The 11,609-nt window shown below is 57.7% G+C and carries 11 protein-coding genes; 7 read left to right on the plus strand and 4 right to left on the minus strand.

All coding sequences use genetic code 11. The features are described 5' to 3' along the window. Window positions 1-292 precede the first annotated feature (292 nt). Window positions 293-490, plus strand: coding sequence for a DUF6404 family protein (locus ACX3P5_RS06500; protein WP_233984666.1), 198 nt, complete (start codon window positions 293-295; stop codon window positions 488-490). 51 nt (window positions 491-541) lie between these two features. On the opposite strand, the gene ACX3P5_RS06505 is transcribed toward ACX3P5_RS06500, so the two are convergent. The 4 genes from ACX3P5_RS06505 to ACX3P5_RS06520 all read right to left on the minus strand — a co-directional run bounded on the left by ACX3P5_RS06505 (window position 542) and on the right by ACX3P5_RS06520 (window position 4,139). Next, window positions 542-2,047: a SulP family inorganic anion transporter gene (locus ACX3P5_RS06505; protein ID WP_336754977.1), complete on the minus strand. Its 1,506-nt coding sequence runs from the start codon at window positions 2,045-2,047 to the stop codon at window positions 542-544. Window positions 2,048-2,187: 140 nt separating this feature from the next. Beyond that, entirely contained in the window at window positions 2,188-2,454 is a 267-nt protein-coding gene (locus tag ACX3P5_RS06510) for a biofilm/acid-resistance regulator YmgB/AriR (RefSeq protein WP_094121332.1), read from the minus strand. A 388-nt stretch (window positions 2,455-2,842) separates the two neighbouring features. Then, window positions 2,843-3,250: a DUF2000 domain-containing protein gene (locus ACX3P5_RS06515; RefSeq protein ID WP_458968436.1), complete on the minus strand. Its 408-nt coding sequence runs from the start codon at window positions 3,248-3,250 to the stop codon at window positions 2,843-2,845. 40 nt (window positions 3,251-3,290) lie between these two features. Beyond that, window positions 3,291-4,139 carry an AraC family transcriptional regulator gene (locus tag ACX3P5_RS06520; RefSeq protein WP_233984663.1) on the minus strand — a complete coding sequence of 283 codons (849 nt, stop codon included), beginning with the start codon at window positions 4,137-4,139 and terminating at the stop codon, window positions 3,291-3,293. Between the two features lie 145 nt (window positions 4,140-4,284). Between ACX3P5_RS06520 and ACX3P5_RS06525 the strand changes: the two genes are divergently transcribed. The 6 genes from ACX3P5_RS06525 to ACX3P5_RS06550 all read left to right on the plus strand — a co-directional run bounded on the left by ACX3P5_RS06525 (window position 4,285) and on the right by ACX3P5_RS06550 (window position 11,572). Further along, complete coding sequence (locus ACX3P5_RS06525) at window positions 4,285-4,716, plus strand: MarR family winged helix-turn-helix transcriptional regulator (RefSeq protein ID WP_233984662.1); 432 nt, start codon at window positions 4,285-4,287, stop codon at window positions 4,714-4,716. Window positions 4,717-4,718: 2 nt separating this feature from the next. Further along, entirely contained in the window at window positions 4,719-6,404 is a 1,686-nt protein-coding gene (locus tag ACX3P5_RS06530; RefSeq protein WP_233984661.1) for an MFS transporter, read from the plus strand. Next, window positions 6,401-7,495 carry an HlyD family secretion protein gene (locus tag ACX3P5_RS06535; RefSeq protein ID WP_094121337.1) on the plus strand — a complete coding sequence of 365 codons (1,095 nt, stop codon included), beginning with the start codon at window positions 6,401-6,403 and terminating at the stop codon, window positions 7,493-7,495. The genes ACX3P5_RS06530 and ACX3P5_RS06535 overlap by 4 nt, the downstream gene beginning before the upstream one ends. Further along, window positions 7,492-8,889, plus strand: coding sequence for an efflux transporter outer membrane subunit (locus ACX3P5_RS06540; protein WP_458968437.1), 1,398 nt, complete (start codon window positions 7,492-7,494; stop codon window positions 8,887-8,889). The genes ACX3P5_RS06535 and ACX3P5_RS06540 overlap by 4 nt, the downstream gene beginning before the upstream one ends. Window positions 8,890-9,082: 193 nt before the next feature. Further along, window positions 9,083-11,287 (plus strand): TonB-dependent receptor, encoded by a 2,205-nt coding sequence (locus tag ACX3P5_RS06545; RefSeq protein ID WP_442956291.1) that lies wholly within the window; start codon window positions 9,083-9,085, stop codon window positions 11,285-11,287. A 141-nt stretch (window positions 11,288-11,428) separates the two neighbouring features. Further along, window positions 11,429-11,572, plus strand: a complete 144-nt coding sequence (locus ACX3P5_RS06550; RefSeq protein WP_010246429.1) for a hypothetical protein — start codon at window positions 11,429-11,431, stop codon at window positions 11,570-11,572. The last annotated feature ends 37 nt before the right edge of the window (window positions 11,573-11,609 follow it).

Consider the following 11,609-nt stretch of genomic DNA (forward strand, 5'->3'; position numbering starts at 1 on the left):
GGCGGCGGTGGCGCATCTCTGCCAGGCGACGGAGGCGCGCAGGCGGAAAGGGTGGTGATAATGGCAAAAGCTGACAGTAATAAAGCGCAACGTTTCATCAAAATATCCTGAAAGTTCAGACGGTGCATTGAGTATAGAAAAGCGACCGGGAATCACCTGGCTCACCACGCTGCGCTCGTCAGAACGAAATCGGGGGTCCGTTTTATTTGAGGCGCCTCTCAACTCAGCTATGACAACAATGCGTTTTGTGCCGAACACCGCTAAGGTAGCGCATCATTTAAGAGGAGTGGTTATGAATGGCATCGTGAAGTTCGTCCGCGGCTGGCTGGTGTTCTCTGTTCTGTGGGGCGTGTTCATGTGGTTTATGTCATGGCAGCAGCAGGGCAAAGAGCCAGCAATGGCGATTCTGATGAGTCTCTACGCCGGTCTGATCTATCAGGCGCTGGTGACGATGGTGGCCCGCTACAAAGCGCGCCGGCAACAGGCCTGAATCCGATCGGCTGTCCATCAGACAGCCGATCGGTCAGGGTCAACCGCAAGGCTAACCGAAATTACCGGTCAACCGGCGGTGGAAGTCAGTGCTACGGTTATCCAGTCCCACAATGGTGACCTGTGCGCCATAGCGCTGATAGCGATACTCAATGCCATCCAGTGCCGCCACGCTCGACGCATCCCAGATTTGCGCATGAGTTAAATCGATAATTACGCTCTTCGGATCGTGGGCATAATCAAAATGCTCAAACAGATCGTTACTGCTGGCAAAAAACAGGGGCCCCCGCACCGTATAACGTACCGACTCGCCATCTTCACTCAGTTGACGCTCCGCGTGAATGACATGCGCAATACGGCGGGCAAACAGCATCATCGCGACAATCACTCCGGCCAGCACGCCCAGCGCCAGGTTTCCAGTCCAGACCGTTACCACCACCGTTAATACCATAATCAGCGTTTCCGACCACGGCATGCGTTTCAGGGTTGCCGGTTGCAGGCTGTGCCAGTTAACGGTTTTTACCGCCACCACCATCATGATCCCCGCCAGCACCACCATGGGGATTTGCGCCATAATCTGGCTCAGGCCGGTGACCAGCAGCAGCAGCACCAGTCCGGCAGCAATCGTCGAGACCCGACTGCGCGCCTTGCCCAGCTCCACGTTAACGATGGTCTGGCCAATCATGGCACAACCGGCGATGCCACCATAAAAACCGGCAAAAATATTGGCGACGCCCAGACCCCAGGATTCCCGCCGCTTGCTGGAAGGCGTATCGGTCAGATCATCAACCAGCTTGGCGGTCAGCAGCGACTCCATCAGCCCGACAAAAGCGATACTCAGCGCGGTAGGCCAGATAATCTGCAGGGTTTGCAGATTCAGCGGCACCATCAGGCTGTTAAAACCGGGCAGGCCGGGGCTCATTGGTCCTTCATCACCGACGTTCGGCATCCGGTAGCCCATCAGCAGGGCAACGGCGGTCACCACGACAATGGCAACCAGCGGTGAGGGGACGCTTTTCACCAGACGTGGCAGCAGCAGCACGATGGCCAGCGTCACGGCAAAGAAGATCCACACCAGCGAAGATTGTCCCCAGACATGCGGAACCTGAGCAAAGAAAATCAGCACGCCCAGCGCGTTCACAAATCCCAGCATCACCGAGCGTGGAATGTAGCGCATCATGCGCGCCAGTCCGGCCACCCCAAACAGGATCTGAATCACGCCGCCCATCACTACCGCCGGCAAAATATATTCAACCCCATGCAGATGCACCATCGGACCGATGACCAGCGCCACCGAACCGGCCGCAGCGGTGACCATCGCCGGACGTCCACCGAGAATCGACAGGGTCAGACAGAGCACCACTGAGGCAACCAGGCTGACTTTCGGGTCAACGCCAGCAATAACGGAAAAGGAGATCACTTCAGGGATCAGGGCCAGCGCGGTGATCACACCGGCCAGGCATTCGCGGGTCAGCAGTGCCGGTGAGCGCAGTACGCGGCCGACACTGATATCACTCGCTACAACAGGCGTTGCAGCGACATCATTTGATTGGGTCATAAAAGGTTGCAGGCTCTTATTTTGTTTTGCTCTCGCGCGAAGGGCGAGAAAGTCAGGATAAACAGTGAGAGGCAGATGTTACCGGGCGAAGGGCGAAGATACCAGAAAAAGGCAGAGTGACTCCCTCCGTGGAGTCGGGATTACAGCGAAAAATCATCCGGGGTTTTGTGAACCACCAGCTCCAGCAACTGCCGGTAAATTTCCAGCGATTCGCGGTCGCTTTCCAGCTCCAGACGATGAATCAATTTCGAAATGATCGCTTTGTTACTCACCGGCATGCCGGACTGCAGGATCTCCGCGACCAGTAAACCGAGCATCTCCATATCACTGGCCGGTTTATTGGCCGCAGCATTAAAGTAGTCGGCAATCTCTTTATCGGTTTTAGGAACGATGTTCTGGTTTTGCATGTGTCAGCCCTTCAAAACAGCCCGATTCCGTTTCGGATGTCAGGACAAAAAAGACATTAAAAAAACCTCCGCATGGACAGATGCGAAGGAACCCAACGTCATAAATTAACGGATAAAAAAATAACCTCTGAAGGTGGAAATCCACTGACACCTTCAGAGGCGACGCAAGTGCATCATTCGTTACAGAGTCGCAAGACAACTCGTGGGGATAAAGTTATACAATGAATCCCGATCTGTACAATCGGATTATTGAGCATTATGTGCTATATGAAGGTTAACAGGAGGTTATAAGGAATATTCCGAGAAAAAATCTGTACAGAAAATCTGTACAGCCAGAGGTCAATCTGAAAATGAGGCGGAAAACCGCGATCGGCTTTCCGCACCCGACTTAGCTGAACAGGGCTAAATTTGCGGTCAGTTTGCGCAGCGCCTTTTTCTCACCGACAACAGCGACGCCCAGCAAGCGCCACTGCTGGCGTGGCTGCTGACGCATCGCAGCACCCAGCGCCTGATAGTCGGTGGTGGACTGACCCTCTTCCGGAAACAGCACCATATCGCAGCCGGTCAGTTCGCCCTTTTCCCGCAGCAGGCTGAGCTGTTCGGGCGTGGCCGCCAGAACCGGAATACCGACCGGAATCAGGCCGGGGCTGGGATGGGCGCTGGCGTCTTCCAGCGCGTCACCTACCAGTGCCGGATGGCGCTGGCCGAGCGTTAATGCCATCACCGCCGCGGCATTGGTCGCTTTGCCCGGCGGCAAACTGGCATTTAAAATCATCACACAACGTAAATCCTGCATCACGCTTCTCCTGACTAAAAAGCGCATTGTGGCAAGCCGGTTAAGTCAGGTCTGGAAGATTTGTGCAGATGCGCTGATAACGCGCCGGACTGAGCTGGCAGGCTCGTTTGAACCAGCGGCCCAGATGACTCTGATCGGCAAAGCCCAGCGTCGCCGCCACATCGGCCACCGGCTGGCCCTCCGCCAGACGCCGTCGCGCCTGACTCAGCCGCCACTGCACCAGCCACGCATGCGGCGGCAAGCCCCAGTGGGCCTGAAAGCGTCGCGACAGGCGGAAGCGGTCGATGTTCAGGCTCTGTGCCATCTGCTGTAAGCCCGGATTCTCCGTATGATGGGCAATCAGCCAGTCGCGCGCCAGCAGTGCCAGCCGGCTATCGCCTGGGCAGTCTGCTTCCGGCAATCGCCATAGCCGGTGTTGCGTCAGCTGACCAAACAGCCGGTCGAGCGCCGCCTCTTTAATCAGAGCGGGGTGATCGTGCCATAGCGCGTCAAAGGCGTGCCACACCGCATAAGCCAGCGGCCGGTCGTCACGCAGGGTCGCGGCAAAGCTCAGTTCACGCGGTTCCGGCCCCTCAGCCAGCAGCGGAGCGAGCTGCTGCTGCACCTGCTGCGGTGAAAGGTAGAGCATGCGATAGGTGAAGCCCTGCGGGTTGATCGCGTCACCATCATGCAGTTCTTCCGGCTCCAGCATAAACACCGTGCCGGGTCGGCTTTGATGCTGTTTGCGTCGCGAATGAAACTGCTGTACACCTTGCTCTGTCACGCCAATCAGATAACTGTCGTGCCAGTGCGGATCGTAAGCGTGTCCGGTAAAATGGGCGCGAATCGACTCAATACCGCTGGCAGCGTCACGGCGCAAATCCACCCAGTTTTTCGCAGCTGTTATCATGGTGTCGCACTCCCGGTTACGGCCTCTGGACATTCTGCCGCGATCCACTAATTTTTAACAGATCGGGCGCTTTTCATTCGCGTTTCGCTTTGCGTATAATAACGCCTTCATTTAATTAGATGTCTGACTATTAGGTTGCTAACATTTGTCTTCGCACACTCGTACTTTTACCCATTTACTGCATCTGACCGCGCACGCCTGGCGCCTGGCCGTTGACCGTCATCTGAAAGACAGCGGTCTGAGCATGAGCAGCTGGATGGCGATTGGCCTGATTGCCAGCGAGCCTGAACGTCTGACCCAGACTGAACTGGCGCAGATGCTGGGTCTGGAAGATGCCAGCATGGTGCCGCTGGTGGATCGGCTGGTAAAACAGTCGCTGCTGTCGCGGGTGCAGCCGCCGGAGGATCGACGTAAGCGTCACCTGGTACTGACTGAAAAAGGCAATCAGGCGTTTGCCAAAGTAAAAACCCAGGCAGATGCGCTGCGCAGCGCAATGCTGGCGGATATTGACCCGCAGGATCTGGCCGTCACCGAACGGGTGCTGCAGCAGTTGCTGACGCGAATGGGAAGCATGTAAAGGTGGCGAAGCGCAATCCCTACGCCGCGCGCGAATGGTTACCGCATGAAAAACCGATGCTGCCGGGATCACCTTCGACCCCGCTGCATCCGCTGCCGAAACGGATAGCGTTTGGCCTGATAGGTCTGCTGATCTCGCTGACCGGCGCGCTAAGCAACGCGCTGGTGACCGCCAATCTGATTAACCTGCAGGGCACCTTCGGCGCCTATTCCAATGAGATAGCCTGGCTGCCCGCGGTCTACGTGATGGGCAACATCTCCATCAACCTGCTGCTGGTGAAGTTCCGACAGCAGTTTGGCCTGCGCGCCTTTACCGAAGCGTTTCTGGTGCTCTATGTGCTGGTGGCGTTTTTTCATCTGTTCGCCAACGATCTCAGTTCAGCGATCATCGTGCGTACTGCGCACGGCATGGTGGCGGCAGCGCTCAGCTCGCTGGGTATCTATTATCAGGTGCAGGCCTGGCCTGCGAAGCATCGCCTGAAAGCGCTGGTGATCGGTCTGACGGTATCGCAACTGGCGATTCCGCTGGCCCGACTCTTCTCTTCGGAACTGCTGCAACTCAATGAATGGCGCGGACTCTACCTGTTTGAACTGGGCCTGGCGCTGATTGCGCTGGGCGGCGTGCTGGTGATTAAGTTACCGCCCGGCGATCGGATCAAAACCTTTGAAAAAATGGATTTCGTCACCTTTATGCTGCTGGCTCCGGGCATGGCGCTGCTGTGTGGCGTACTGTCACTGGGCCGGATTGAGTGGTGGTTTACCACGCCGTGGCTGGGCATCTGTACCGCCATCGCATTAACGCTGATCGTCACCGCCATTGTGATTGAGCACAACCGGCGCAATCCACTGATCAATACCCGCTGGCTGAGTAGCGGCATGATGGTGCGTCTCGGCATTGTGATGATCATGATCCGCATTGTGCTGGCGGAGCAGAACACCGGTGCGGTGGGTTTTTTACAGCAGATTGGCCTGCAGAACGATCAGATGCGCGGACTGGCGCTGGCGATCATTGCTGGCGTCATTGTCGGTATTGCCGCCAGTGCGCTCACCATCAAGCCCAACCACCTTAACTGGCCCATCGTCACCTCGCTGGTGGTGATGATTATCGCCTCGCTGATGGATGCGCACTCCAGCCCGCTGACCCGCGCTAACAATATGTACTTCAGCCAGTTCCTGCTGGGCTTCAGCAGCGCTTTTTTCATGGCTCCGGCGATGCTGATGGGGATCGGCAGCGTAGTGACGCAGCCGAAGAACCTGGTGAGTTTTGTGGTGCTGTTCGGCATGAGTCAGAACCTGGGCGGGCTGATCGGTTCGGCGATCCTCGGGACGTTTCAGACCTGGCGGGAAAAATATCACTCCAGTTTGCTCAGCGATCAACTTTCGCTGCTGGACCCTAACGTCAATGAACGTCTCAGCCAGTACAATGCGCTGTTTAACAGCCTGGTCGGCGATAACGTTCTGCTCGGGGCGCAGAGCAGCAGCCAGCTGCAAACCGTGGCGACCTTACAGGCCAACGTGCTGGCGTACAACGATACCTATCTGTTAACGGCCGCGCTGGCCCTGATTACCCTGATGTGGGTGATCTGGCGCTTAACACGTCGGCGTTATCTCGACTGGCGGCAGGCACAATTTAACCTGCGAGAGCAGCAACAGCTGGCCGAATTACAGCAATCAACGGAGAAACAATGAGTCAGCAGGACGAACTTCAGGCGGCAGAACGCGATCGTGCGAATCGTCGTCGTATTCTTTCGATTGCCGCCGGCAGCGGCATTGTGGTGATTGGCGTATTAGTCATTCTCTACGCCTGGCAACTCTGGCCTTTTACCAGCGCAGTGCAAAGCACCGAAAATGCCTATGTTCGCGGTCAGGTGACCTTTATCAGCCCGCAGGTCAGCGGTTACCTGACCTCGGTTGAGGTGATCGATTTGCAGCCGGTGAAAAAGGGTCAGTTGCTGATGACCATCGACGATCGTATCTACCGTCAGCGCGTTCATCAGGCGCAGGCGCAACTGGCGATGAAGGAAGCCGCGCTGAGCAATAACCTGCAGCAGCGACGCAGTGCCCAGGCGACGATTGAGAGTAATAAAGCGGTGCTGGAGAATGCCAAAGCGCAGGCGCTGAAAAGCGGCTTTGATCTGAAGCGGGTCGAAAACCTCGCCGCCGACGGCTCATTGTCGGTGCGCGAACGGGATGCGGCCCGTGCGGCAAATGCCCAGGCGCAGGCGCAGGTGCGTCAGGCTGCGGCGCAAATCGCCGTGGCAGAACAAAATCTGCAAACGGTCATCGTTAACCGTGCCTCGCTGGAAGGCGACGTTGCCAGTGCGAAAGCGGCACTGGAACTGGCGGAGATCGATCTGGCCAATACCCGGATTACCGCGCCGGATGACGGTCAGCTTGGTCAGTTGTCGGTGCGGACCGGCGCTTATGTTACCGCCGGGACGCGGCTGACCTCGGTAGTGCCGAACCGTAAATGGATCATCGCCAACCTGAAAGAGACGCAGCTGGCGCGAATTCGGCCCGGTCTGCCGGTGACCATCCGGGTTGATGCGCTGGATGGCAAACGCTTTACCGGTCAGGTTGAATTTATTTCGCCCGCCGCCGGATCGGAGTTCAGCGCCATTTCGCCCGACAACGCCACCGGTAACTTTGTCAAAATTGCCCAGCGCATTCCGGTTCGCATTCGTATCGACGATGGCGATATGCAGCAACTGCGTCCCGGCATGTCGGTGGAGGTGAGTATTGATACGGCGGCACAACCGGCAGGTGAGGGCGCGCCATGATCGACCGCCGTTTACTGATTGCGGCTCTGGCGCTGGCGCTGGCCGGTTGCGCCACCGAAGTTGAAAAAGCGCCGTCGTCACTGCCGATACCGGCAGCCTGGCGCGACCAGGTCGGCCCCAACGCCGCTCCGGAAGCTGGCTGGTGGCGCGCCTTTGGTGATGAGCATCTTAACCGGCTGGTGACGCAGGCTCTGCGCAACAATCCCGATATTCTGACCGCGCGCTCGCGGGTCGATCAGTATCGCGCCCAGCTGCGTGCGGCGCAGGGCGACAATTTCCCGACCCTGAGTGCTGGCGCGGCGGCCACCCGCGAACGTACGCTTTCGTCTGTGACCGGTCAGCCTTATGAGACCGATGTTTTCCAGGGCCTGCTGCAGGCAAACTACGACGTTGACTTATGGGGCGCGCGTAGCAGTTCGATCGAGGCTTCACGGGCGTCGCTGGCGGCGCAACAGGCGGCGGCCTCGGCAGCGGAACTGACCATCGCCAGTTCGGTAGCGACCGGCTACCTGAACCTCTGCGCGCTGGACGAGCAGTTACGGGTTACCGAGGCGACGCTGGCGACCCGTAATAATTCATTGATGCTGGCGAAGCGTCAGTTTGAAACCGGCTATACCTCGCGGCTGGAGTGGATGCAGGCCGCATCGGAGTATCAGTCAGCCAAAGCGCAGATACCACAGCTCCGGCACCAGATCAGGCAGCAGGAGAATGCGCTGAGTATTCTGGTGGCGATGAATCCGCGCGAAATCGCCCGCCGTCAGCAGTTTGAACAGATCTCGCCGCAGCATCTGCCGTCGTTGCTGCCGTCACAGCTGCTTAATCGCCGTCCGGATATTGTCCAGGCGCAGCGTCAGCTGCTGGCTGCCGATGCCAGTCTGGCCTCCGCCAAAGCGCAGCTGCTGCCCAATATCAACCTGACCGCCACCGGCACGTTACAGAGTTCGGTGCTGCATCAGCTGGCGGATAACCCGTTCCGCCTGTGGAGCGTCGGCGGCAGCATTCTGGCTCCGCTGCTCAACCGTGAAGCGCTGACCGCAGCAGTGGATGTCTCAATGGCAACGCGTAATCAGGCGCTCTACGGCTATGAGAAAGTGGTGCGTAACGCCTTCTCGGAAGTGAACGATGCGATGGACGCGATCCGGCAGGGAGAGGAGCAGCTGGCAGAGTTGCAGAAGCAGGAACGCTATGTGGCAGAAGCGTTGCGTATCGCCAGCAACCGCTACCAGAACGGTTACGCCTCTTACCTTGATGAGCTGGATGCCCAGCGCACCCTGTTCTCAACGCAGCTGAATCTGGTGACGGTGAAAAACAACCTGCTGCTGGCGCAAATCGATCTCTATCGCGCGCTGGGCGGTGGCTGGTCAGCGGGGAATGCTGCCTCATCCATTAATTAACATTTCTGCGGCGTCTGACTGCCTGCCCATGCCGTTAAGGCATGGGCATTCTCTTTATTCTCTCCTGCCCGCTTTTCATTCAGCTATCCACTTCCCTGACCGGCAATTTTACTTGCAATTGACCCGCTCCTGCGCATAATCGCAAACCGCAATAATAATGATTCTCAGTCCAATTCAAATCAGGGAACCACCCATGCGTCAGCGCCTTTTAACCCCAGGATATAAACCGACTCTGCTGGCCATGCTGGTCAGTGCCGGATCTCTGCCCGTGATGGCGGCAACGCCTTCTGCCTCTTCAGCCACCGCCAGCCAGAGCGGGCAGACCATGACGGTAACCGCGACACCCGACGACAGCTTTAAGCCGGGCGGCGATCAGACAGTGCCGGCCTGGCTGGAAGGGCAGGTGGCGCACGGCGGCCGGCTGGGCATGCTGGGTGAGCAAAAGGCGATGGATGTGCCGTTTAACATCATCGGCTTTACCGCAAAAATGATTGAGGACCAGCAGGCCAAAACCATCGCTGATGTGGTGCGTAACGATGCCGGAGTGCAAAACGTTAAAGGCTACGGTAACTTCGCCGAAAGCTACCGCATTCGCGGTTTCCTGCTGGATGGCGATGACATGACCTATGGCGGAATGCCAGGCGTGGTGCCGCGTCAGGTGATGGATGCGTCGCTGATTGACCGGGTTGAAATCTTCAAAGGCGCCAACAGCCTGCTGAACGGCGCGGCCAGCAGTGGCGTCGGCGGGATCATCAACCTGGAACCTAAACATGCCGGGGAGCTTCCACAGGCACGGATAGGCGTGGATTACAGCTCCGATGCGCAGATCGGTACCACGGTGGATGCGGGACGGCGCTTTGGTGATAACGACCAGTTTGGCGTTCGGGTTAACCTGGTCCACCGCGAAGGGGAAACCGGCGTGGATGACGAGAAGAAGCGCACTACCGCCGCCTCAATCGGTCTGGACTATCGCGGTGACCGGTTACGTACCTCACTGGACGTCGGCTACCAGAAAAAGAGTTTCCACGACGGCTTGCAAGGCATCAACATCAGCGGCGTCGACTTCCTTCCGGCAGTGCCTTCCCCTTCCCATAACTACAGCCAGAAATGGGTCTACAGCGACATGGAATCGGAGTTTGGCATGGCCCGGGCGGAATACGATCTCAGCGATAGCTGGACCGCCTATGCCGGTTTAGGTGCGCAGCACGCCCACGAAACCGGTAACTACGGCACGCCAAAACTGATCAACCGCGCGGGCGATGCCACTATCGGCACCTTTAATACCAATCGCGTGCAGGACAACATGAGCGGTATGGTCGGGCTGCGCGGCAATTTCGATACCGGTTTTATCTCGCATAAGGTCAACATCGGCTACTCGGCGCTGACCACCAATGCGAAGAATGCCTACGCGATGTCGCTGACCAATGCCAATACCAATATCTATCACACCGATGAAATTGCCGCGCCGACAGCCAACTTTGCCGGCGGCAAGTTCTCCGATCCTCTGACCACCGCGCGGTCGCGTACCCAGGGCTATCTGCTGAGCGACACCCTGGGCCTGTTTGATGATTCGCTGCTGCTGACCGTGGGTGCGCGCCATCAGAAAGTGTGGGTGCGTAACTACAATTACAACAGCGGCGCGGAAGATACCGCTTCGCGCTACACCAATAGCCGCTGGATGCCGACCTATGGCGTGGTCTACAAGCCGTGGCAGTCGATCTCTCTGTATGCCAACCACACCGAAGCGCTGCAGCCCGGTTCGGTGGCGCCGCGTAATGATACGGTCGTCAATCCGGGGGCTATTACCGGCATCGCCCATTCGAAACAGAATGAGGTCGGGGTGAAGGGCGATTTTGGCCGCATCGGCGGCACGCTGTCGCTGTTTGAGATTAAAAAGCCGTCGGGAATGATTGACGCTAATGGTGTGTATGGCATGAACGGTGAGCAGCGCCATCGTGGCATTGAAACGAATCTGTTTGGCGAGCCGGTACTGGGCGTCCGGCTTAACGCCAGCGCCACCTGGCTCGACCCGGTGATGGAAAAAACCGCTGGTGGCGCCTATGACGGTAAGCAGGCGGTGGGCGTGCCGCGCGACACCTATACGCTGGGTGCCGAATATGACATCAGGCCGCTGGAAGGGTTAACCGCCACCGCGCTGATCACCCATTCCGGTTCACAGTGGGCAGATGCCGCCAACAGCAAAAAGATCGACAGCTATACCACGCTGGATCTGGGGCTGCGTTACCGCACTCAGCTTAATCAGAATGAGATGGTCTGGCGCGTCGGAGTCGAAAACGTCACCAACGAAAAATACTGGGCTAACGTGGATGACACCGGTACCTATCTGTCACAGGGCGACGGCCGCACGCTGAAAGTCGGGGTAACCTACGACTTCTGATCGGGCCGATGGTGGTGAAAACGGGGTGCCGCGCGCACTCCGTTTATTTTCCAGACGAAAGAACCGGACGCCACTCAGGCTTTCCTCTACACTGTGACGCGCTGCATAACCGGTCAGCTGAACCCATGTTACAGGAACCCCATGTCGTTACCTTTGCCACCCGACGATCACGATGAGCCGATTCGCCAGTCGCTCGACGATGCGCACTTCGCGATTGTAGTGCTTGCGGTGACCTCGGTTACGCTTATAATCTTTGTCCTGATGATTACGCTCTGGATGAGCTGAACGCACAGGCGATTCAGGGAAAGGGAAAAGGAGACGG

Source organism: Pantoea sp. S-LA4 (assembly GCF_054482835.1).

Bases quoted from the DNA above. Each gene is read 5' to 3' on its own strand.
- ACX3P5_RS06500 (WP_233984666.1), top strand. From the start codon at position 293: ATGAATGGCATCGTGAAGTTCGTCCGCGGCTGGCTGGTGTTCTCTGTT.
- ACX3P5_RS06505 (WP_336754977.1), bottom strand. From the start codon at position 2,047: ATGACCCAATCAAATGATGTCGCTGCAACGCCTGTTGTAGCGAGTGAT.
- ACX3P5_RS06510 (WP_094121332.1), bottom strand. From the start codon at position 2,454: ATGCAAAACCAGAACATCGTTCCTAAAACCGATAAAGAGATTGCCGAC.
- ACX3P5_RS06515 (WP_458968436.1), bottom strand. From the start codon at position 3,250: ATGCAGGATTTACGTTGTGTGATGATTTTAAATGCCAGTTTGCCGCCG.
- ACX3P5_RS06520 (WP_233984663.1), bottom strand. From the start codon at position 4,139: ATGATAACAGCTGCGAAAAACTGGGTGGATTTGCGCCGTGACGCTGCC.
- ACX3P5_RS06535 (WP_094121337.1), top strand. From the start codon at position 6,401: ATGAGTCAGCAGGACGAACTTCAGGCGGCAGAACGCGATCGTGCGAAT.
- ACX3P5_RS06540 (WP_458968437.1), top strand. From the start codon at position 7,492: ATGATCGACCGCCGTTTACTGATTGCGGCTCTGGCGCTGGCGCTGGCC.
- ACX3P5_RS06545 (WP_442956291.1), top strand. From the start codon at position 9,083: ATGCGTCAGCGCCTTTTAACCCCAGGATATAAACCGACTCTGCTGGCC.
- ACX3P5_RS06550 (WP_010246429.1), top strand. From the start codon at position 11,429: ATGTCGTTACCTTTGCCACCCGACGATCACGATGAGCCGATTCGCCAG.